Raw genomic sequence first — 22,158 nt, forward strand, 5'->3', positions numbered from 1 at the left:
GTCCTCATTTTGGGTACAGGCGCGCCACGTTTTTATCAGCGCCGAGTCGGCGCGCGGTTGGTCCATAGCGACGCTCAATCTGCGCCGCCCGCGACGTGCGAATGCTGACGCGTGTGCAGCGACGACGCGGCCACCTGGCATTCCTCGATCATCGCGCGGAAGGTCGGCGCCGAATGTGAAGCGGCAGTCGCGCCCACGCTTGTCTCATGCCTGTTTTCAGCAGTGCCGCCGACGCCGACCACGAGCGCCGCTCTCGGCCGCCATTCGCGTGTGCGTCGAAGCATATTGCGCAGATACGGCGGCGATTCAGGAGCGTCGAGCGTAACGATGCAGATGATCGGCGCATTCTTGTAGCTCGGCTCGTCGGCGTGCGCGCTGCGGTAGCCCGAGTGCGTCGCCATGATCGGCGCGAAACCGAGGCGGCCGAGCAGTTGCACCGCGATGGCCGTCGTGACTTCGTCGAACGCGCCGCGTCCCGGCACGCAAAGCACCGCCGTTTTTTCGCTGTCGCTATGTGCCGAAGAATGCGCTCGCGTCGGACTGTCGTGCCGCTCGGAAAGATCCGCTGACGAAGCAGCGAGGAGCGCCTCTGGAGACTCGGCGCGGATCAGCCGATCCGGCAAACCATCGGCGATTTCCAGATTTTCGACGATGTCCACGAGCGCTTCGTTCACGCGCGCCAACTGGTCGGGCATCAGCACGCCGCGCATCGCGTCGTTGCGTGCGAGCTTGAGCCCTTCGAGCGCGACGGTGTCGTAGTAGTCGATCAGCGACATCTCGCGCAACAGGCGCTCCGCCTGCACGATTGCCTCATGCGGGTCGTCGGCGAGAAGCCGCTGATAGAAGTTCTGCGCGGGCGTGAGCGCCGGCTGGTCGCCGAGCAGCACCGTGAGAAAGTTCAGACGATCGGCGTAGCGCCCAAGCGTCACGACGCACAGCGTGAGCGGCGTGGACAGTACGAGGCCGACCGGCCCCCACAGCCAGCTCCAGAAAATAGCCGCGACGACGACCGCGAGCGGCGACAGCCCCGAACGGTGTCCATACAGCAGCGGCTCCGCGATCTGCCCGGCCACCACATCCACGACGATAAAGAGAATCAGTGTGTAGACCGCCATCGTCCATTGCGGCTGGATGGCTGCGGCGAGAAACACCGCGAGAATCGCCGCGATCCAGATGCCGATGTAGGGCACGAAGCGCAGCAGCGCCGCGATCACGCCGAACAGCAGCGCGCCAGGCACGCCGATGATCGCAAGACCAATCGCAATCACGCCGCCCGCGCTCAGGTTCACGCCGAGTTGTGCGACGAAATAGCGGCTCAGGCGCACGGCGGCGTCGTTGATCGCAGTCGTCGTGCGATGCAGGTCGCGCGAGCCGAAGAGACTGATCAGCCGGTCGCGCAGATCCTCACGCTGCAGCAGAATGAAGATCGTCACCACCAGCACGATGAAGGTGGTTTCAATCGGCGCGATGGCTGGCGAAAGCGCACGCTGTGCGAGCTGCAACGGCGTGGGCGAAGGCTCGTGAACTTCGACAGGCGTGGGCACGGCGGGCGCGTTGCGCGCCGCGCGGCCGGTAGGGCGCGGCGGCGGCTTTGAAGGCGCAACACGCTGCAGCGTGGCGGCCGCGCGGCTCATCAGCGAATCGGCGCGGCCGATCGTTTTCTCCTGCACTGTCTCGATCTTCCGCTCGATCGCGACCTGGTACTGCGGCAGGTCGCCCGCCAGTTGCACGAGCTGCGCGCCGATCAGCGCCCCCACGGCAAGCAGTGCGGCCAACGCGAACAGCACCGCGATAAAGATGGACGGCAACTGCCCCATATGCAGCCGCCGCAACATCTGCACGAGCGGCGCGAGCAAAAAACTGAGCAGCACGGAGAGCGTGATCGGAATCAGCACCGCGCGGCCGAAGTAAAGCGCGCAAACCACGACCACGCCGGTAATCACCGACGCAAGACCATGCAAACTCGGAGCGGCAGGCGGATAAACGCGATTCGACCGCCCATGCGGCGGTAAGGATATTTTCATGAGCACACTGTCCGTTTGAGTGGCGCGGCCGCTTCCGCGATCGCTTCTAGTCTCGCGCGCGGTAAATGCGGCGGCGGCATGGTGCCATATGGGCCACTGCGGCTAAGCAAACCATATGCCCGGATTGTAGGCGCTTTGCGTCGCGCTTTGCCACAATGGGCCGCTCATCCGATATGCATGCGCAGCAAGTCGAACACTAGCGAGCTTCCATACAGCAGCAAGCCGATGAAGCCGCCGACCACGGTCCCGTTGATGCGGATATATTGCAGGTCCTTGCCGATGTTCAATTCGATCTGCCGCGACATCTCATGCGGGTCCCAGTTCTTCACGGTGTCGCTGATATGCCGTGTAAGGAATTGCGCAAACTCGGGCGCCATTGCGCGTGCCGCTTCTTCGAGGTGATCGTTGAGCGACTGGCGCAGCGCCGGATCGTTCGCGAGCTCGCGGCCCACCCATTGACCCGCCGCGACGACTCGCGCGTGCAATGCCGAGTCGCTGCTTTGCAGATCGCGTTTGAGCCACGCGCGCAGTTCGCCCCACATGTCCTTCACATAGGAGGCGAGCGCTTCGCCTTCCACCAGATAACGCTTGAATTCCTCGCCTTTTTGCAGAAAGCCCGGATCGCTTTTAAGCTTCACGATCAGCTTGTGCGCGGCGTCGTCGAACTTCTGGCGCAACTGGTGCGTGGGGTTTTCGCTGATCTGTTCGAGCATCCGGTTCACCGCGTTCGCGATAGCCTCGGCGCCTTTCTCACCGAGCCACGCGGAGGGCAGGATCTTCTCCATCGTCGGATACTCGCTCTTTACCCAATCGACAATACGTTCCGCGATAAACTCGCGCGCCTGCGGTTCGCGCAGCAGTGCGACGACCTGTTCGATGCCGGCGTCGAGCAGTTCCTGGTGGCGGCCGTCTTTGGTGAGCGTGTCGAGAATCGCGCCCATCGACTGCGAAAGGTCGACCTTCGCGAGCACATCGCGCAACGCGTCCTTGATGAACACCTGGATGCGCACGTCGTCGGTCAGATCGAGAATGCCGCTCGTCAGTTTCACCACGTAATCGCCGAGGCGCGCGGTGTTGGCGGGCTCGGTCAGCCAGCGCGTGATGCTCTGTGCCGGATCATGTTTCTTGATCAGGCCGACGAGCGACGGCACGTCGAGAAACTTGTCCTGTACGAACACGGCAAGGTTGTCGGCAATCTTGTGCTTGTTGCGCGGAATGATCGCCGTGTGCGCCGATACCATCGGAATCGGCACGCGCCTGAACAGCGCGGCGACTGCGAACCAGTCGGCGAGCGCGCCGACCATGGCGGCTTCGGCCACTGCCTTGATACCGTCGATCCAGACGCCGCGCGGCATCAATGCCGTGACGACGAAAACGCAGGCCGCCGCGGCGAGGAGCAGCAACGGTGTGCGTTTGGCCTTCTTCAGTTCGAGTGCTTTGTTCATCGGCGAGAGAGCCAGGGTCGGGAAACGCGAGTTTAGCGCCGTGCGCCGCGTTGTGTGAGGCTTGTCGAGTCTTGCTGGATGAGGGTGAATGATGCCGCACAGCGCGGAATGGCGCCGCTTGACCGCGATCCGGCCGCATTGGTCTCTTTTTGCCCCGCCGGCGCGGTAACATTCAAGGTTGAACCGCGGCGGCGACCCGAGCAGCGTGCGCCACGCGGCAATGCATTTGAACGCAATGGAGGCACAGTGATCAGGTTTCTGCATACCGCGGACTGGCAGATCGGCACGCAGTTCGGCCAGTTCGAGCCGGACGAGGCAGCGCATCTCGCACAGGCGCGCTTCGACACCGTGCGCCGCATCGCCGACGACGCAGCCGCGCGCAAGGTCGACGCGGTGCTGGTGGCGGGCGACGTGTTCGACCTGCAGACGGTGTCCGACACGGTAATCCGCCGCCTGTTCGCCGCGCTGCAAGCCTTCACGGGCCCATGGATCATGCTGCCTGGCAATCACGACGCGGCGCTCGTGGAAAGCGTCTGGACGCGTGCACAGCGCCTGAATTGCGTGCCGCCGAACGTGCGCCTCGTGCTCGCGCCCGGCGTCGTGTTGCTCGACGCATGCCGTTGCGCGGTGCTGTGCGCGCCGCTCACGCAGCGCATCACTTACGACGACACCACCGGCTTCTTCGATACCGTCGAAACGCCGCCGGATTATCACCGTGTGGGGCTTGCGCATGGCAGCGTGAGCGGCATTCTGCAGGAAGGCATCGACTCGTCGAACCCGATTTCGCCGACGCGCGCCGCGAGCGCGCGCCTCGACTATCTGGCGCTCGGCGACTGGCACGGCCACTTTCGCGTCGACGAGCGCACCTGGTACGCCGGCACGCACGAGCAGGACCGTTTTCGCGCGAACGATCCCGGCTTCATGCTCGACGTCACGCTGAGCGAGCCCGGCGCGCAACCCTTGGTCGACGCGGTGCGGGTCGGTCAATATCAGTGGCATCGCTGGGACGAATCGATCTCCGTGCCGACCGATGTCGACTCGCTGAAGGCGCGCCTCGCCACGTTGGGCGGCAGCGACGTGCTGCGCGTCTCCGTGAGCGGCACGGCCGCGCTGGCCGACGCCGAAGCGCTTCATGTCGCCGTCGAGGAAACCCGCGCGCGCGTGCGTGCATTGCGTGTCGATCTGAGCGGTTTGCAAGTGCTGCCTACTACCGAGGATCTCGCCGAACTCGGCGCGCAAAGCGGCTATCTGGCCAAAGTCGTCGCGCGTTTGCGCGGCATGCAGGAGGACCCGCAGTCCGACCCGCAACAGGTCAAGCGCGCGGCAGAGGCTTTATTGCTGCTGGCGCGCTTTCAACGCGAATTGCCGCGTGAGGCGAGGTCCGCATGAAGCTTCAGAGCATCGCGATACAGGAATTCAAACAGTTCACCGGACGTCTTTTTATCGACGACCTGCAGCCCGGTCTCAATCTTTTCGTGGGGCCGAACGAGGCCGGCAAGAGCACGATTGCCGAGGCCGTGCGTGCGGTGTTTCTCGAACGCTACAAGGCCTCGCATCTGAAGGAGTTGCTGCCTTGGGGCAAGGCGAGCGGGCAGCCGTCGGTCGAAGTCAGCTTCGATCTCGACGGCGTCGCATGCCGCCTGGCGAAGCAGTTCGTCACGCGTCAGCGCTGTGAGTTGAAGATCGGCCAGGCCGTATTCGGTGAAGACGAAGCGGAAGACAAGCTGGCCGCATTGCTCGGCTTTTCGCGTGCCGCGCGCGGGCCGTTGAAGGCGGAAAACGCGGGCGTTCCCGGTCTGCTGTGGGTGCAGCAGGGCGGCACGCAGGACATGCGTGACTCGACCGGTCACGCGGCGCAGTATCTGCGCGATGCGTTGTCGCAATTGTCCGGTAGCCGCGAATCGGCTGGCGAAGATGCGTTGATCGCCGCCGTGCAACGCGAGCTTCGGCAACTGCTGACCGCGCGCACGCAGAAATCCACGGGGCCGCTCGCGGAAGCCGAAGCCGCGCTCGCCGCGCTGATCGCGGAGCGTGACGATCTGAACCGGCAACGCGAACAGTTCGATGAAAACATCGCACGACTTGCCGCGCAGCAGCAGGCCTTCGAAGAAACCGAACGCAAGCGGCCCTGGGAGCTTCACGAGCAGAAGGCCGTGCTGGCGCAACAGCGCGCCGATGCGGCTGCGGAACTGGAGCGCAGCGTTCAGGGGCTCGTGCAGGCGTTGAAAGTCAGCGAGGCTGAACTCGCGCTGCCGTTGCAGCACGAACAGGCCGCGGTGGAACTGGAAACGGCGGTGGCGCGCGAGCGTCAGCAACTCGACACGGCACGCGCGAACGTGGCGACGGTCGAGACGGAATATGCACAGGCGGCAAGCCGCGTCGCGCAACTGGAGCAGGCTTTTACCGATGCAAACCGCGCGCTCGAACTGGCGAATGCGGCGGTGAGCGCCGCGGATCTGCGCAACCAGATCGGTCTTTATCGCGCGGAACTGGAACGGCTCGAAGCGGCCATTGCCGCCGCGAGCGAAGCCAACGAAGCGCTCGTAGAAGCCGCGCGCGCCGCAGCCGCCGTTGAAATCGACGAGGCGAAGCTCAAGCGCCTCGCTGCGCTCGATGCGTCGCTGACCGTGTTGCGTGCACGAACCGAAGCGGCGATGACGCGCATCGAATACCGGTTGAGCGGCACGATTACGGTGGGCGATGAGTCCATCAGCGGTGCGGGCGTATTGCGTGTCGACGAAGAAAAGCGGATCGGCCTCGGCGAGCTTGGCGAATTGCGCGTGATTCCGGGCGTGTCGGATCTGCCCGCGCGATTGTCGGAACTCGCCGCGCTCGAAGCGCAGCATGCACAGTTGTTGCAAGCGCTCGGCGTGGCTTCGCACGCTGAGGCCGAATCGAGGCACGAACAGTGGAAGGCGCTCGTCGCGCAGCAGAAGAGTTACGCGAAGGTGCTGGAAGCGTACGCACCGCAGGGCATCGACGCGCTGCGAGCCGCGTTGGCTTCGGCCGCCGCGCGCTCGCAGGCCGCCAACGAGCGTTTGACGAGTTTGCCCGACGTTTCGGCCGCGCTGCCGCTCGACGAAGCGCGGCGCAGCGCCGAAATCGCGGCCTCCACGCTGGAGAGCGCCCGCAAGATACTGAACGAGGCAACCGAGAAGCGTTCCACCGGCATTGCGACGGCCGAATCGCTCGCGCTTCAATTGCAGCGCAAGGAAGCGCAATTGAGCGACGCAGCGTTCTGCCGCAACCGCGCACAGTGGCAGGCGAAGATCGTCGAACAACGCGTGCAGGTCGAGGCGCTGACGAAGCAGCGCGAAGCACGGGAGCGCGAACTCGATGCCGTGCGTCTGGACGACCCGGCGGCCGAGGCAAAGCGCTATCGCGCGTCGGCGGAACTTGCGCGTCAGGATCAACACGAGCGGCAGGTCAGCATCACGCGTTTGCGCAGCCAGTTGGAGACAGTGGGCGCGTCGGGGCTCGGTGAGCGTCTTGCAGCGCTCGACGCGAAAGTGGAGCAGGCCACGCGCCGCAAGGACGAACTGAGCTTGCGCGCCGGCGCGTTGAGTCTGCTCGACGAAGTGCTCGTCGCGGAACGCGATGCGGCGGTGGCGCAATTGCGCGCGCCGTTGACGGAACGGCTCGGCCATTATCTGAAGCGGATCTTTCCGCAGTCGACCATCGCGCTCGGCGACGATCTGAGTCCCGCGACGCTCGATCGCTATGGTCGCGCCGATACGCTCGAAGCGTTGAGCTTCGGCACGCGCGAGCAACTCGGCATTCTTACGCGGCTCGCGTATGCCGATCTGCTGAAGGCGTCCGGCCGGCCCACGTTGCTGATGCTCGACGATGCAGCCGTGCATACCGACGCTGCACGGCGGGACGCGATCAAGCGGGCGCTGATCGACGCCGCCACGCGGCATCAGATTCTGGTGTTCACCTGTCATCCGGAACTATGGGACGACCTGGGCGTGAGGCAGCGCGCCATCGACGATATGAAGGCCGCGGCGTGATTATCAGTTCGCTTACTCGTACCAGCGCGGCGTGTAGACCCACTGCGCGCCCCTGGTGAAGCGGCGCGTGGTGGAGGAGCCCACGATCAGCATCGTGCGCATATCGACATCCGCGGAACGCAGTTCGCCCAGCGTTACGGTGCGCAGCGTTGCACCCGGTCTGCCAATGTCGCGGCCGAGCACGACCTGCGTATGCGCCGTGCGATATTCACGAACGATATCGAGCGCCTTATCGAGTTGCCACGGACGTGCGCGCGAGATCGGGTTGTAGAACGCCATGACGAGGTCCGCTTGCGCGGCATGCCGCAAGCGTTTCTCGATGATGCTCCAGGGCTTCAGATTATCCGACAGCGACAGCATGCAGAAGTCGTGGCCGAGCGGCGCGCCGGCTTGCGCGGCGGTAGCCATTGCCGCCGATATGCCCGGCACGATGCTGAGCTCGACAGCGGCCCACTCGCTGTTCTCCGAGGCGTCGAGCGCTTCGAGCACGGCCGCGGCCATCGCGAATACGCCCGGGTCGCCGGACGACACCATCACCACTGAACGTCCCGCGCTCGCGAGTTCGAACGCATGGCGCGCGCGCTGCATCTCCTCGCGGTTATCGGTGCCGTGTACTCGTTGGCCGACGTGCAGCGGGCCGGCCATTTTCACGTAGGTTTCGTAGCCGAGAATATCGGTGGCCCGGTCGAGCGCCGTGCGCGCCGCGGGCACCATCAGTTCCGCGCTGCCGGGGCCGAGGCCGATTACCGTCAGCCGGCCGCGCGCCCGTCCTATCGTGTCGGGATCGACCGCCAACGGCGATAGAGCGAGGGCGATGCCTTGCACACGATCGTCGTGCAGGGTTTCGTAGGGAATGCGCAGGGCGGCGTGCAGGAGGCTCTCCGGTGAGTTGCTGCTTCCTGCATTGGCTTCGGTGAAACGTAGCGGCACATTCAACGCCGCCGCGGCTTCGGCGAGCGCCGGTTCGGCCATGTGTTCCGACGACGCAAGCAATGCCGCAAGCGAAAGAGGAGCGAGGCCGTGGGCGTCGAGTGACGCGTGCACGCGAGCCGCGATTTCGGCGGCGGCGTTCTTGCTTGCGGTTGACGCTGCGGGGCTGTCTGCTTGTGCGGGCGTTGAAGCCACAGCCCTCGGCACCACCGCCGCGACGACACTGCGAGGATGAATCACGAGCTCGTCCTCGCGTCCAGTCCATGCGCGAGGCGTGACGCGAATCGCAAGCCGCGCCGATGGCGAGCGCGGCAGTTGCGCGTCGTCGAGCCACGGCGCCTCGCCCTCTATGCGCGTGCTTTCGCCAGCGAGCAGGTCCGACACGAAACGCTTGCCCTGACCGATATCGGCGAGCGCATAACCATCCGGCGGATTGAGCACACAGGTGTCGAAGCGCAACTCGCCACTCGTGGTGATTGCAGGCGATACAGCGAGCGCGGCGGCAATCTCGCGTGCCATCACGTTGACGCCGGCGAGGCCGCCGAGCAACGGCACGACCGCGCTGCCGTCTTCGGCGACGGCAAGCACCGGCGGCTCGGCGCCCTTGTTCGACAGGAGCGGCGCCACGCAGCGAATCACGATGCCGGCTGCGCACAGCGCGACAATCGGCGTGCCCCGTGCATACAGGTCGCGTAGATGCGAGCTCAGTTCGGTGTAGGCGACATCGGCTTCGGCACGGCCTTGCAGCGCATGCACCTGCGAATCCGCATACAGCGCCTGAATGCGCCGCGCGGTATCCAACGCACCCGCGCCGAGAATGACGATGGCGGGCGGCATCATCCTTGCCATTTTTCCCCCGGCACGACGAGCAGCGAAAAATACGGCGACGCCATCGGATCCACCTCGGCGAGCGGGACGATGCGCTGGTTGCCCATCGTCGCCCGCTCGACGTACAGCGCGCGGTGCGCGAGCCCGAGTTCGCCGAGCACGCGCCGCACCTTGTCGAAATTGCGCCCGAGTTTCATCACGACAGCGGCGTCCGCATCCGCGAGACGGCGGCGCAGTTCGTCTTCCGGCAGCACGCCCGAGAGCACCGACAGGCTCTGGTTGCGATATACGAGCGGCGCACCGAGCACGGCCGCGCCGCCGAGCATCGAGCAAACGCCCGGCACCACTTCGCTCTCATAGCGCGCCGCGAGCCGGTCGTGCAGATACATGTACGAGCCGTAGAAGAACGGATCGCCTTCACAGATCACGGCGACGTCGCGCCCCGCATCGAGATGTGCCCCGACGATTTCAGCGGCGGTATCGTAGAAGTCGGCGATGATCGCTTCATACGACAGCGGCGGCTCCAGCGCTTCGGTCGTGACGGGATACACGAGCGGCAGTTGCTGCTGCGCGTCGTGCAAATGCGCTTCGATGATGCTGAACGCGTTGCCCTTCTTGCCCTTCGCCACGAAGTAGGCGACCACGGCCGCCGCCTTGAGCAGACGCAATGCCTTCAGCGTGATGAGTTCCGGATCTCCGGGACCGACACCGAGCCCATACAGACGCCCTGCACGTTGTTGCGCTGTCATTTATTCAACCTCCGTTGCCAGCGCGTTGACAGCGGCCGCAGCCATCGCACTGCCGCCGCGTCGGCCATGCACGACGACATACGGCACGCCGCGGCTGTTCGCGGCGAGCATCGCTTTCGATTCCGCCGCGCCGACAAAGCCGACCGGGAAGCCCAGAATCAGCGCGGGCTTCGGCGCGCCTGCGTCGAGCATATCGAGCAGATGAAAGAGGGCAGTCGGCGCGTTGCCGATCACGACGACGCTGCAGGCCAGATGCGGGGGCCACAATTCGAGCGCGGCGGCCGAGCGCGTATTGCCGAGTTCGCGAGCGAGCGCGGGCACTCGCTCATGCGTGAGCGTGCAGATCACGTCGTTGTTCGCCGGCAACCGCGCGCGCGTGATGCCTTGCGCGACCATGCCGGCGTCGCAGAGAATCGGCGCGCCTTGCGCGAGCGCCGTGCGGCCTGCTGTGCCGGCATTATCGGAGAACGCGAGATCGTCGATCACATCGACCATCCCGCAAGCGTGGATCACACGCACCGCGAGTTTTTCGAGGTCGGCGGGAATGCGCGACAGGTCGGCTTCGGCGCGGATCGTCGCGAAAGATTGGCGATAGATCTCCTGACCGTCGCGAATGTAATCAAGCATCGGTGTCACTCATGTGTCGCTTCGGACAAGGCGCGCGAGCGTATCGGCGGCCTGTTCGACTGTCAGTTGGCGCGCGACGCATTGACCGAAGCCGGGGCCCTGGTCGCGTCGGAAAAGGTCGTAGATGCCGGGCGCCGCGGCGAGCAGCGTGTACGGTGCGCAATGCGCGGCTGCACACGAGCGCGGACAACCGCTCAAATGCACGTCGACGCCGGCCGGCAGGCGCTTCGCGAGAGCCAATGCATCGGCTTTGGTATCCGCGAGGCTTTTCGCGCAGCCGGTGGAACCGGCGCACGCGATCAGGCGTGTCATGGCATCGGCGGAATCGCATGCGAGGCCCAGCGCGTTCAGCGCCGCAAGCACCGCGGGCACTGCGGGCGTTCGGATGTCGGGCAGCAATACGCTTTGCCACGGCGTGATGCGCAGCGTGCCGTCGCCGTGTTGTTGCGCGAGTGCGGCGAGGCCGTGCAGTGTGGCCGCGTCGATGCGGCCGAGCGGCGGCTGACCGCCGGCATGCCAAGTATCCGCGACGCGTTGCGTGTGTGCGCCGAGGCGCAATGAAGCATCGGCGGTCGTGCTGCGGCGCCAGTCGGCGAGCGTCGCGTCGCGTGTCAATGGAAAATCCACGTACGTTTGTGCATGCTGCAATATTGCGTCCGCCGAATGCGTGTCGAGCAGATGGCGCATACGCGTGGCGTCGGCAGCGGCAAGATCGAGAAACGTATGCAGCAGCGCGCGCACGAGCGCCGGAACTTGCGAGGGCAGTACCGAGGCCAACGCGCCTGTCGCATCCGCATGCGGTTTTTCAGACGAGCCCTCAGCTTTGCCTGATGATGGTGACGGCGATGTCGAGTTCCCGCCGATGTGCGTGTTCGCGCTCGCGCTTGCATCAACGGACGGGCAGCCCGCAAGTCCAAATATGAAGCGCACGTCACCGCCAGAATCTTGCGCCGCCGCGAGCCACACGTCATGCGGGTGGTCCACTCTTGCGAGCCGCTCGCCGCCGTCGAGCAACAACGCGAATTTCGGCGATAGCGCCGCGAAACGCGCTTCGCTTTGCAGCAGCGCGAGAAGCGCGGTGCACAGAGGTCTGGTGTCGAACAGTGCGGACGGGTCGCGTCCCGCAGTCGGGCTGATCATGACGTTGCGCACGTCGTCAGCAGCGGATGCTTTGAGTGCGTGCGCGTTTCGATCTCCATCGTGATCGTCTGCGGCGGAATCGGTCGGCGCTGCACCGCCCATTCCTGCAGAGCCGCTTGCAGCGCTCGGTCCGAGCCCCGCATCGAGTAGCGCGGCAACAAGCGCAGCTTCATGTCCGGCACGAACGCCGCGCAACTGCAGATTCGCGCGATTCGTCAGTTCGATTGCGCCCGCCGCATGCTGCGCGCTCGCATTCGCGATTGCCTCGGCCTGAGCCGCGCTCAACTCGCCGCCTGGCAGCTTGATCCGGCAGATGCCGCCATCGCGCGCGGCGACGATCCGCAGCAGGCCCGGACACGCCGAGGGCCGCAGCGCAGATGCCGCGTCAGGCAAGACGGTGGAGGGCGAAGCTGGATTCAAGACGGACACCGGGTTAGCGTCGCGCGACGGCCCGAGCAAGCGATCAAGCGGCATTGCTGCGGCATCGGTACACCCCGCCCGATGTTGGCTGGCACGAACAGTCTCGCCGGCAGGTCTCCTGGCTGGCAGGTCGTCGTCCGCCGCGGCCTTCCCGGTTGAACCAGTGGCGCCAAGCGCAGGCGGACTCGCTGCATACAGTTGCGGGGGCAGCCACAGCGGCAATGTTCCCGCTGTGTTCCCTGTTAGGCCCCGAAGGGCACCGGCGGCTGTATTATGCCTTTTTTCGGATAGCACAACGAGGCTGGACGCTTTGACCGGCGTGGCGCAGTGCATTGTTTGAGATACAAAATGAGGAAGGGTGCATGTCGGCGTGGCTGACGGTGGTGGGCATAGGCGATGACGGCTTCGCCGGTTTGGGGCGGCCCGCGCGGCGTGCGTTGCTCGAAGCGTCGGTGATTTACGGCGGCGAACGTCATCTGTCGATGTTGCCCGCGCGGCTGGCCGCGCGCCGCGCCGCGTGGCCGCGCCCGTTCGATCTCGCGCCGCTGCTGGCCGAGCGCGGCGGCTCCGTGTGCGTGCTGGCGAGCGGCGATCCGATGCTGTTCGGCGTCGGCGCGACGCTGGCTAGACAGTTGCCGGCCGACGAACTGCGCGTGTTGCCCGCGCCGTCGTCGTTATCGCTCGCTGCCGCGCGGCTCGGCTGGCCGTTGCAGGACGTGGCCACCGTGTCGCTGGTTGGGCGGCCGCTGCCCACCTTGAACGCTTGTTTGCACGACGGCGCCCGCGTGTTCGTGCTCAGCGCGGACGGGCGCACACCCGCCGCGCTCGCCGATCTGCTGAACGCGCGCGGTTTCGGCGCAACACGGATGACCGTGCTAGAACATCTTGGCGGCGACGACGAGCGGCACATCGACGGCCGCGCGGATCAATGGTCCGCGGGCGATGTCGCCGCGCTGAATCTGGTCGCGCTCGAATGCCGCGCCACCGAAGGCGCGCCGCGTCTGCCGCTCACCTGCGGCTTGCCGGACGACGCGTTTCGTCACGACGGCCAGCTCACCAAACGCGATGTGCGAGCGATCACGCTCGCGCGACTCGCGCCGACGCCCGGCGAATTGTTGTGGGACGTGGGTGCGGGGAGCGGCTCGATCGGCATCGAATGGATGCGCGCGCATCCGACTTGCCGGGCGATCGCGATCGAAGGGCACGCGGAGCGTCAGCGCTTCATCGAGCACAATCGCGATGCGTTGGGCGTGCCTGGACTGCAGCTCGTGGCGGGCCGTGCGCCGCAAGCGCTCGAAGGGTTGGCCGCGCCGCACGCGGTGTTTATCGGCGGAGGCGTGACGGTGCCGGACGTGCTTGAAACGTGCTGGGAAAATTTGCGCGACGGCGGCCGGCTGGTTGCGAATGCGGTCACGTTGCAAGGCGAGGCGGCGCTCGCAGCATGGCGCGACAAATATGGCGGCACGCTCACGCGAATCGCGCTTTCGGACGCTCAACCGCTCGGCGGATTCGATACGTGGCGGCAGGCGCTGCCGATCACCTTGTTCGACGTGGTGAAGCGTTGCGCTGCCGATGGTGCCCAGAGTGTTGTTGGCTACCCCAACGCTGCTTCACCGGCGTGACGCTAATGCGCGACGAAACGCCCGAACAACCCGCGCCGCTGCGCAGCGGCTACACGACCGGCAGTTGCGCAACCGCGACGTCGCTGGCGGCGGCCCGTCTGCTGCTCGCGGGTGTGGTCAGCGAGGTAGCCGAAATCGTGTTGCCCAAAGGCCAGCATGTGCCGATGCCGCTCGTCTTCTGCCGGCTGACCGATGACGGCGCAGAAGCCGGCACGATCAAGGATGCCGGCGACGATCCCGACGTCACGCACGGCGCTGTGGTGTTCGCGCGCGTGCGTCTGGTCCCCGGGCCAGGCGTTGTGTTCCGAGCCGGACCGGGCGTGGGCACGGTGACGCGCGCGGGGCTGACGCTCGCCGTCGGCGAGCCGGCGATCAACCCGGTGCCGCGCAAAATGATGAGCGAGCATCTTGCAGAACTCGCCAGCGAGCATGCATATGGCGGCGGCTTCGAAGTGACCATTGGCGTTGAAGACGGCGAAGCGCTTGCGCTCAAGACGATGAACCCGCGGCTCGGGATTGTGGGCGGCCTGTCGATATTGGGCACGACCGGCATCGTGCGGCCGTTTTCGTGCTCGGCTTATATTGCGTCGATTCATCAGGGCATCGACGTTGCGCGCGCTAACGGCTACACGCATCTTGCCGCGTGCACAGGCAATGCGAGCGAAGACGCGATGCGCTCACACTACGGATTACCCGACATTGCACTGATCGAAATGGGCGACTTCGTCGGCGCGGTGCTCAAGCATATGAAGCGCGCGCCGGTCGAGCGCCTCAGTATTTGCGGCGGCTTCGGCAAGCTGAGCAAGCTCGCGGCGGGCCATCTCGATCTGCATAGCCGCAACTCGAGCATCGATCTGCAACGGCTCGCCGAATGGGCCGCCGAACAGGGTGCGAACGACGCGCTGCAATCCGCAATTCGCGCAGCCAATACGAGCCAGCAAGCGGTCGCGCTAGCGCATGCGGAGCAGGTGCCGCTCGGCGATATCGTCTGCGCGCACGCGCTTGCCGTCGCACGCGAAATCGTGCCGCCGCAGGTGAACGTCGAGATGTTTGCAATCGACCGCGCGGGCAAGCTGATCGGAGTCGCGCGATGACGAGAGTCCTGCTGCTCGGCGGCACCGGCGACGCATTGCGGATCGCCCGGCAGCTCACTTCCCGCGACGTGTACAGTCTCGCGGGACTCGGCAAGGTGCCCGACGATCTGCCATGCAGCGTGCGGGTCGGCGGCTTTGGCGGCAGCGAAGGCATGGCGCGATACATCGCAGATGAAGACATCGGCCTCGTGATCGATGCGACGCATCCTTACGCGGCGCAGATCAGCGCGAACGCAGTGAAGGCGGCTCGTCACGCGCGGGTGCCGTGCTGGGCGCTGCGTCGACCGGCGTGGCAGCCGCGTGCCGGCGACGACTGGCGCATCGTCGGCGGCTGGGACGAACTCACAACGGCGCTCGCGCCATTCAGGCGGCCGCTCTTCACGCTCGGACGCGAACCGCTCTCGCATCTCGACGAAATTCCCGCGCATCAATTCTGGCTTGTGCGCTGTCTCGACTCGCACGCAGACACGGAACGCTCCCGCATACTCGCGGCGCGCGGACCGTTTACGCTCGAAGGCGAGCGTGCGCTGTTCGCGTTGCAACGCGTCGACGTCGTGGTCAGCAAAAATAGCGGTGGCAGCGCGACTGAGGCCAAGCTCGAAGTCGCACGTGAGCGCCGCTTGCCCGTCGTGATGCTGCGTCGGCCGTCATTGCCCGCAGCGGATCGTGAATTCGAAAGCGTGGCGGAGTTGCTCGAAGCGCTGCATCTGTCAGTTTGAGTCGTCCGTTTGAATCATGGAGTATTGAATGACGGTGTTTTTTATCGGCGCCGGTCCCGGCGATCCGGAACTGATCACGGTGAAGGGGCAGCGTCTCGTGCGCAGTTGTCCCGTGATTCTGTATGCGGGTTCTTTAGTGCCGGCTGCAGTGCTCGAAGGGCATTCGGCGGTGCAGGTTGTGAACACGGCCGAACTCGACCTCGATAACATCGTGGCGTTACTGAAAAGCGCGCACGACAAAGGTCAGGACGTAGCTCGCGTGCACTCCGGCGACCCGGCGCTGTACGGCGCGATCGGCGAACAGATTCGCAGGTTGCGCGAGCTCGCGATTCCCTACGAAATCGTACCGGGGGTGACTGCAACGGCTGCTTGCGCGGCGGCGCTCGGCTGCGAACTCACATTGCCCGACATTTCGCAGACGCTGATTCTCACGCGCTACGCAACGAAAACGACGATGCCCGAAGGCGAACAGCTGGCCGATCTGGCAAGGCATCGCGCGACGATGGCGATTCACCTCGGCGTGCGGCACCTTGCGCGCATAGTCGAAGAACTGCGGCCGCATTATGGCGGCGCGTGCCCGATCGCGGTGATCTATCGCGCGAGTTGGCCCGACGAGGAAAAGATCACGGGCACACTGGACGACATTCTCGGCAAGGTAGAGTCCACGCAGATCGAGCGCACCGCGTTGATTCTGGTCGGGCAGGTGCTCGCGGCCGAAGGCTTTGCAAATTCGACGCTGTACGCGAAAGCGTGACGTGTGAGACGGCGGTATCCCTTGCATTCGCGCGTCGCCCATTCCACATACACGGCGCACGCGCACTTGCGCAACGGCGAACCGCGCAACCAGCTACCGCCAGCGGCTTAATCTTCAAGCGGCGCGAGCGCTTCGAGCGGCATCTTTTTCTCCGCGCCGATGGTGATCGTCGGCACGAGAGTCAGCAGCAACACCACGAAAATCGCAATTGCGAAGATTGAAATGAACGTGAGGTGCAGCGATTGATGCAGCACCATGCGGATCGCTTCGCCACTGCCAAGGCTCGCGGCCTGGTTTTGCAGCAGGCTTTTTAGCTGGTCGGACGTGACGACGGCGACGCCATGCGAATGGCTCAGCCCGAAGTTGAGCACCGCGCCGAACAGCGTGGCGCCGAGCGTGCTCCCCAGATTGCGCGAGAACAGGTTCGACGCCGTTGCGCTGCCGCGTTCATCCATCTTCACGATTTCCTGGATCAGGATGAGACAGCTGACGCTCGAGGTGCCCATGCCGAAACCCATGATCAGCGAGCCGAATCCGGCGACGAGCGGCGAGCCGCCAGGCGCGAGAAACAGCAGCAGCACCGCGCCGACCGGAATAAAAGCACTGCCGCCGATCAGCATGCGCCGCAAGCCAATGCGATGAAACGACTTGGCGGCGAGCGTGGCGCCGGCCGGCCAGCCGACCATCATCATCGTGAGCGCGAGGCCCGCTATCACCGGCGAGCGATTGAGTACGCCTTGCACGTACATCGGCAGGAACGTGGTCGATCCCATCAGGATCATGCCAGACAGCAAGGTCGCGCCGTTGCACGCGGCAATCGGGCGGCGGCTCCATAGCGCAAACGAGATCATTGGTTCTTTTGCGCGGCGCTCCTGCAGCACGAACAGCAGCAGGCACACGACGAATGCGACGCCGGCCATCGATGCATGCGCGAGGTCGTCGTCGCCGGCACAGGTAAGCGCGGTCATCAACGCGGCTATCGCGGCCATGAAGAGCGCCGCGCCCGCGAAGTCGATGGAAGGGCTAGCATGCCGCTCGGACTCTCGGAGAAACGCGATAAACCCTGCTGCGGATGCGACGCCGATCGGCACGTTCATCCAGAAGATCCACGCCCACGACAAGTTGTGGATGATGAAGCCGCCGACCATCGGTCCCACGACCGCTGAAATCGCCCACACGCTTGCAAGATAACCTTGCACCTTGCCGCGTTCGCGCGCAGGGTAGAGGTCCGCGACGATGGTCAGCGTGACCGGCTGGATCGCGCCCGCGCCGATGCCTTGAATCAGCCGGAACGCGATCATGGCCGGCATCGACCATGCGAAGCCCGCGAGCACGGAGCCGATCAGGAAGATCGCAATGCCGGCCAGCATGACAGGCTTGCGGCCGTACAGATCGGCGAGTTTGCCGAACACCACGGTCATGGCCGTTTGCGCGAGCAGGAACGAAGAAAATACCCAGCTATACAGATGCAGATCGCCGAGTTGCGCGACGATCTGCGGCATGGCGGTGGAAACGATGGTGGCTTCGATGGCGACCATCGCCATGGAAGCCATCACGGCGGCAATGACCAAGGGACGCGACGATTGCGGATTGCGGGACATGGGACGAAGTTGGATCAGAATAGTGGGTGCGTCCGGCCGCCTGGCGCTTGACCTGCACGCTGCGACGCATGAGCACGGCCGTTCGGAGGCGGCCGACCCCGAGTATGCACCTTGCACAGAATCTTCGCACGCGAGCGGCGGCATCGGCGCTCTGCGCCGTTTGGCACAGCACTTGCGACTTACAAGGTTCTTTCGACACATGGAGGATCATTATGAGGATCGAATTCACCGGACGCCGTGAAGTGGTGGCGGCGGCACGCGTCGCCTTCGAGGCCAATGTCGATGGAAAAGGCGTCTGGTGCAGCGTATCGCTCGACGCGCTAAACGACCATTTCGGTAACGGCGGGCCGTCGGCTCACGACCTCGTAGGTACGTTCGAGGCCAATCGCGCGCAGATTGAAAAGGCTACCAAGCGGGTGCTGGAAAAAAACGGCGGGCAATCGGTGGAGCTCGAAACGCGCGACTTCGACAAGACGGGCCCTTAGCATTGCCGCTGCCGCTGCCGCTGCCGTTGTCATTGCCATTGTCATTGTCATTGTCATTGCCGTCGACGGGGCCGGCATGCGCCGGGCTCGACGGTTGTTCTCGCCGATAAGGCCTGGGCGGCTTGGCGGCTCCGCGGTTCTGACGTCGCGAACCGTTGCGGCACTCGAGGCGCGGTCCATGAGCCGCGCCGGTGAGTTCACCAGTGCCTGGCGGGTCGCGCCGTCCCAATAGCACTGCAACGCCTGCCGCAGCCATCACAACGCGGTATAGTTCGCGCGAACCGGGGCCGCCATGCAGGGCGCGCCGCGCATCTTCGATTATCGGGAGAACATCGTGCAGGAAATCATCGAGGGCTTGATCCGCTTTCAACGCGAAGTGTTTCCGCAGCAAAGTGCTCTGTTCAAGCGCCTGTCGACCGCGCAAAGTCCGAGCACGCTTTTCGTGACATGTTCGGACAGCCGCGTGGTTCCCGAACTGCTGACGCAGGCGGAACCGGGTGCGCTCTTCGTGATCCGCAACGCGGGCAATATCGTGCCGTCGTATGGTCCGGAGCCTGGTGGCGTATCGGCGACAGTGGAATATGCGGTCGCGGTGCTCGGCGTGCGCGATATCGTGATATGCGGCCACTCGAATTGCGGCGCGATGACCGCGATCACGAGCAATACGAATCTCGAACATTTGCCCGCAGTGGCCGGCTGGCTGCGTCACGCCGATGCGGCGAAGGCGATCAATGCGTCGCGCACCTATCAGTCGGCTACTGAGCGTCTGGACGCGCTGGTCAAGGACAACGTGGTCGCGCAACTGGCCAATATCCGCACGCATCCGTCGGTCGCCGTTGGGCTCGCGAACAAGACGCTGCAATTGCACGGCTGGATCTTCGAGATTGAAACCGGCGTCATGCTCGCACTCGACGGCCGCACCGGCAAATTCGTGCCGCTGCTCGAGAACCCGGACATTTACGCGTTCTGATGGCGCCGCGCATGCTCGACGTGGCTAGTGCTGCTAGCCGCTATAGCAGCGAAACGCAAGGCTGATGCGCGGCCCAACGCCTTCATTGAGCTTCGGAATGCCGTGGTCATGCGTGAACTGCGACGCGTAGCTCATTACGAGGCAACTGCCTGGTTCCAGTTCGACATGCACTGCGCGGCCCGAGCCTTTTTTCGGGCGGACGGTCATGCGGCGGCTTGCGCCGAGCGACACGATCGCAATCGGCTCGCCGTGCACCAGATTCGCGGTTTTGTCGCTGTGCGGTGCGACGCTGTCGTGCCCGTCGCGATAGAGGTTGAGCCCGACGCGATTGAACGGCGCGCCGACCAGCGATCGGACCATCTCGAACGCTTCGCCAAGCGGCGCGGGCAAGTCCGCCGATTCGCGCATGAAAGTGGCGATCAGCCGGGGCACGGTCACCTCGCGCTCGTACATCATGCGTTGATGGCTGCTCCAGCCGATGTTATGCAACGCCTCTTCAAACCACTGTTGCGCGAGGGCAAGCGGGATCGAGTCGGGCAGGTAGCTTATTCCGCCTTCGCTGTCGCCGAATAGCGCAACGGGCTCGGGGGCAAACAGGCCTTGCTGGGACGCCATGGTTCAATGCCGGGGGCGAGCGGCCCGGCCAGCAAATGGTTGGTTCATGCAAGGCATTATACTGTGTTTTTATACAGTATTCTTGCTTTCCAGCCGTGCCTCCTTGTTCTCGTCCGCTTGAGCCTGTTTGCGTCGTGGGAGCGCCGCTACTCGCCAGGGCTGTACAGATCGAGCAGTTTGAGCGTTACGCCGTTGGTCCAGCCGAAGCCGTCCTGAAGCGGATACTCGCCGCCGCCGCCGCCGCCCGTGCCCGCTCCCTCAACCACGTATTTCTCGACCAGCTTCTTATCCGACGCATAGACGCCTTTCACGTCGGTAAGAAATCGCGTGCCGATCTGTTGCGCGAGGGCGTCGTGACCATAGCGCTTCAAGCCCTGAATCGCGACCCAGTGCAGCGGCGCCCAGCCGTTCGGCGCGTCCCACTGTTGTGTGGTGTTGTAGGTCGTCGTCACGAGTCCGCCCGGCTGCAGCAACGTCGACTGCACTTGCTGCGCGGTCTCTTTCGCGCGCTCAGGCCATGCCGCGCCGACGAACAGCGGGAACACCATCGCGGCAGTCTTGTTGTCGCGCGGTTTGGCGAGTTGCCAGTCATAGTCGCCGTAGTAGCCGTTCGGATTCCACAGATAGCGATTGATGCCGAGTGCGCGTTTGGCGGCGCGCCCTGCGAATTCGCCGACACAGCGGAAGTCGCGCGTCTCGCTGCAGCCTTTGGCAATGCTGATTTCCAGGTGGAACATCAGGCTATTCAGATCGACGGGGATAATCGATGTCGTGCGCACCGTCGCGAGCGTCATGTTGTCGCCGAACCAGCGCGAACTGAAATCCCAGCCGCTTTCAGCAGTGGCGCGCAGTTCGCGGTAGACGTCGTTGGGATTGCGTCCGGTGGCCTTTTGCGCGGTCTGTATGTCCTCCAGATACGATTCGTCGCGAGGCGTGTCGAGTTCGTCCCAATAGCGGTTCAGTACCGTCCTATCAGGCATCACGACCACATTGCGGGTCGCCGAGCCGGCCGGCGTGGAGCTTTCGCCCTGCATCCAGTAGCCATACTCCTTGCGCAGCGCGGGCAGGTACTTCTGATAGACGCCGTGGCCTTCCACCTTCGCCGCGAGTTCCACCATATGCGAGAAGAAGGGCGGCTGCGAGCGGTCCAGGTAGTACGTGCGATTGCCGTTCGGAATATGGCCGAACGTGTCGATCATGTACGCGAAGTTGTCCAGCATGTTGTCGACGAGGTCCTCACGGCCCGCTTCCTGCAAGCCGAGCATCGTGAAGTAGGTGTCCCAGTAGTAGCCCTCGCGAAAGCGGCCGCCGGGCACCACGTAGGGCTTCGGCAACGGAATCAGCGAGCTGTTCGGCGGCGCGCTCATGGTCGTGCGGGTGAGGGCGGGCCATAACCAGTTGATGTGCTCACGCAGCGTCTGATTCGCGGGCGGCGTGATGACCGGCTCGCTCGGCGGGGTGAAGTACTGGTTCACGAAGTTCGCCAGCGAAAAACCGGGCTTGCCCCGTTGCTGCTGGTACAACTGCACGATGACGGCAGGGTCCGCATTTGGCGTTGCATCGACGAAGGTCTTCTGGTCCGGATAGATCTGCGCGGTCTGCACCGCAACGAAGAGGTCGCCGTACAGGATATCGGGCGCGGGCGGCAAGGTGCCGCCCACCAACGTGTCGGCGCGACAGATGGATGACAGCCCAACGAGGAAGGCGAAGCTCGAAACAGCAACCGCGCGATGCACGTACTTCAATCGCGCGACGGAGAGGGAAGGCTGAACGAGGACGCCCGGAACGCCGGACGCGTTACCGGCACGGCTAATGCTGCGCGCTTGCGATGACACAATCATGTCTCCTCCTGAGGAATGGACAACAGGATTGGTCTGCCTCTCACGCCCTCTGTTCTGATGACCCGAGTTGGGGCGTGGCTAGCATGGCACAAAACCCGGCGTGCTTCAAACTATGCATGGTGAATGGGTTCAACAGCATTGCTGAGGCCGTCAAGGAGCCGTGGCTAAGTGCCGATTAGTTGGGATGACGAAGTAATTGAAGCCGATGTCTGCGTCAACGGACCTTGATCGACGGCGTTGCTGCAACCGCTACCGCACTCAGATCATTTTCAGCTTATCGAATC

Annotated in this window: 17 protein-coding genes and 1 riboswitch; of the genes, 8 read left to right on the plus strand and 9 right to left on the minus strand. The window is 64.6% G+C overall.

The annotated features are described in order from the left end of the window. Positions 1-74: 74 nt before the first annotated feature. Both RW095_RS21040 and RW095_RS21045 read right to left on the minus strand, forming a co-directional pair. Positions 75-2,024, minus strand: coding sequence for an AI-2E family transporter (locus RW095_RS21040; protein ID WP_317018108.1), 1,950 nt, complete (start codon positions 2,022-2,024; stop codon positions 75-77). Positions 2,025-2,188: 164 nt separating this feature from the next. Then, positions 2,189-3,469 (minus strand): DUF445 domain-containing protein, encoded by a 1,281-nt coding sequence (locus RW095_RS21045; protein ID WP_317018110.1) that lies wholly within the window; start codon positions 3,467-3,469, stop codon positions 2,189-2,191. A gap of 246 nt (positions 3,470-3,715) precedes the next feature. On the opposite strand from RW095_RS21045, the gene RW095_RS21050 reads away from it, so the two are divergent. Further along, positions 3,716-4,858 (plus strand): metallophosphoesterase family protein, encoded by a 1,143-nt coding sequence (locus RW095_RS21050; RefSeq protein ID WP_317018111.1) that lies wholly within the window; start codon positions 3,716-3,718, stop codon positions 4,856-4,858. Then, positions 4,855-7,479 (plus strand): AAA family ATPase, encoded by a 2,625-nt coding sequence (locus RW095_RS21055; protein WP_317018113.1) that lies wholly within the window; start codon positions 4,855-4,857, stop codon positions 7,477-7,479. The genes RW095_RS21050 and RW095_RS21055 overlap by 4 nt, the downstream gene beginning before the upstream one ends. Before the next feature lie 12 nt (positions 7,480-7,491). On the opposite strand, the gene cobJ is transcribed toward RW095_RS21055, so the two are convergent. The 4 genes from cobJ to RW095_RS21075 are packed head-to-tail and all read right to left on the minus strand — an operon-like array spanning position 7,492 to position 12,182. After that, entirely contained in the window at positions 7,492-9,249 is a 1,758-nt protein-coding gene (gene cobJ, locus RW095_RS21060) for a precorrin-3B C(17)-methyltransferase (protein WP_317019918.1), read from the minus strand. Next, the gene (locus RW095_RS21065; RefSeq protein WP_128588580.1) at positions 9,246-9,986 is read right to left on the minus strand and encodes a precorrin-2 C(20)-methyltransferase; all 741 of its coding nucleotides are present in this window, start codon (positions 9,984-9,986) and stop codon (positions 9,246-9,248) included. Before RW095_RS21065 ends, cobJ begins: the two co-directional genes overlap by 4 nt. Next, a complete protein-coding gene (locus RW095_RS21070) occupies positions 9,987-10,613 on the minus strand; it encodes a precorrin-8X methylmutase (RefSeq protein ID WP_317018115.1) in 627 nt (208 codons plus the stop codon). It lies immediately after the preceding gene. A gap of 9 nt (positions 10,614-10,622) precedes the next feature. Beyond that, complete coding sequence (locus RW095_RS21075; protein WP_317019919.1) at positions 10,623-12,182, minus strand: oxidoreductase; 1,560 nt, start codon at positions 12,180-12,182, stop codon at positions 10,623-10,625. Between the two features lie 82 nt (positions 12,183-12,264). After that, positions 12,265-12,452: riboswitch (cobalamin riboswitch) on the minus strand. Between the two features lie 83 nt (positions 12,453-12,535). On the opposite strand from RW095_RS21075, the gene cbiE reads away from it, so the two are divergent. From cbiE to cobM, 4 genes are read left to right on the plus strand one after another with little or no spacing between them, the layout of a single operon-like run. Further along, a complete protein-coding gene (gene cbiE / locus RW095_RS21080) occupies positions 12,536-13,795 on the plus strand; it encodes a precorrin-6y C5,15-methyltransferase (decarboxylating) subunit CbiE (RefSeq protein WP_317018117.1) in 1,260 nt (419 codons plus the stop codon). A 5-nt stretch (positions 13,796-13,800) separates the two neighbouring features. Beyond that, positions 13,801-14,889, plus strand: a complete 1,089-nt coding sequence (locus RW095_RS21085) for a cobalt-precorrin-5B (C(1))-methyltransferase (RefSeq protein WP_317018118.1) — start codon at positions 13,801-13,803, stop codon at positions 14,887-14,889. Continuing rightward, entirely contained in the window at positions 14,886-15,608 is a 723-nt protein-coding gene (locus RW095_RS21090; RefSeq protein ID WP_317018120.1) for a cobalt-precorrin-6A reductase, read from the plus strand. Before RW095_RS21085 ends, RW095_RS21090 begins: the two co-directional genes overlap by 4 nt. Positions 15,609-15,636: 28 nt before the next feature. Next, a complete protein-coding gene (gene cobM / locus RW095_RS21095) occupies positions 15,637-16,362 on the plus strand; it encodes a precorrin-4 C(11)-methyltransferase (RefSeq protein WP_317018121.1) in 726 nt (241 codons plus the stop codon). 107 nt (positions 16,363-16,469) lie between these two features. Here the strand turns inward: cobM and RW095_RS21100 are convergent, their stop codons facing one another. Next, positions 16,470-17,963 (minus strand): MDR family MFS transporter, encoded by a 1,494-nt coding sequence (locus RW095_RS21100; RefSeq protein WP_317018123.1) that lies wholly within the window; start codon positions 17,961-17,963, stop codon positions 16,470-16,472. A gap of 212 nt (positions 17,964-18,175) precedes the next feature. On the opposite strand from RW095_RS21100, the gene RW095_RS21105 reads away from it, so the two are divergent. Beyond that, complete coding sequence (locus RW095_RS21105; RefSeq protein ID WP_128586116.1) at positions 18,176-18,448, plus strand: DUF1488 family protein; 273 nt, start codon at positions 18,176-18,178, stop codon at positions 18,446-18,448. A gap of 334 nt (positions 18,449-18,782) precedes the next feature. Beyond that, on the plus strand, positions 18,783-19,418 hold the full coding sequence (locus tag RW095_RS21110) for a carbonic anhydrase (protein ID WP_317019920.1): 636 nt from the start codon (positions 18,783-18,785) through the stop codon (positions 19,416-19,418). A 33-nt stretch (positions 19,419-19,451) separates the two neighbouring features. On the opposite strand, the gene RW095_RS21115 is transcribed toward RW095_RS21110, so the two are convergent. Both RW095_RS21115 and treA read right to left on the minus strand, forming a co-directional pair. Next, a complete protein-coding gene (locus tag RW095_RS21115; protein ID WP_317018125.1) occupies positions 19,452-20,033 on the minus strand; it encodes an alpha-ketoglutarate-dependent dioxygenase AlkB in 582 nt (193 codons plus the stop codon). 146 nt (positions 20,034-20,179) lie between these two features. Continuing rightward, on the minus strand, positions 20,180-21,874 hold the full coding sequence (treA, locus tag RW095_RS21120) for an alpha,alpha-trehalase TreA (protein WP_317018126.1): 1,695 nt from the start codon (positions 21,872-21,874) through the stop codon (positions 20,180-20,182). Positions 21,875-22,158 lie beyond the last annotated feature (284 nt).

This window comes from Paraburkholderia kirstenboschensis, assembly GCF_032806925.1.
Lineage (GTDB): Bacteria > Pseudomonadota > Gammaproteobacteria > Burkholderiales > Burkholderiaceae > Paraburkholderia > Paraburkholderia kirstenboschensis.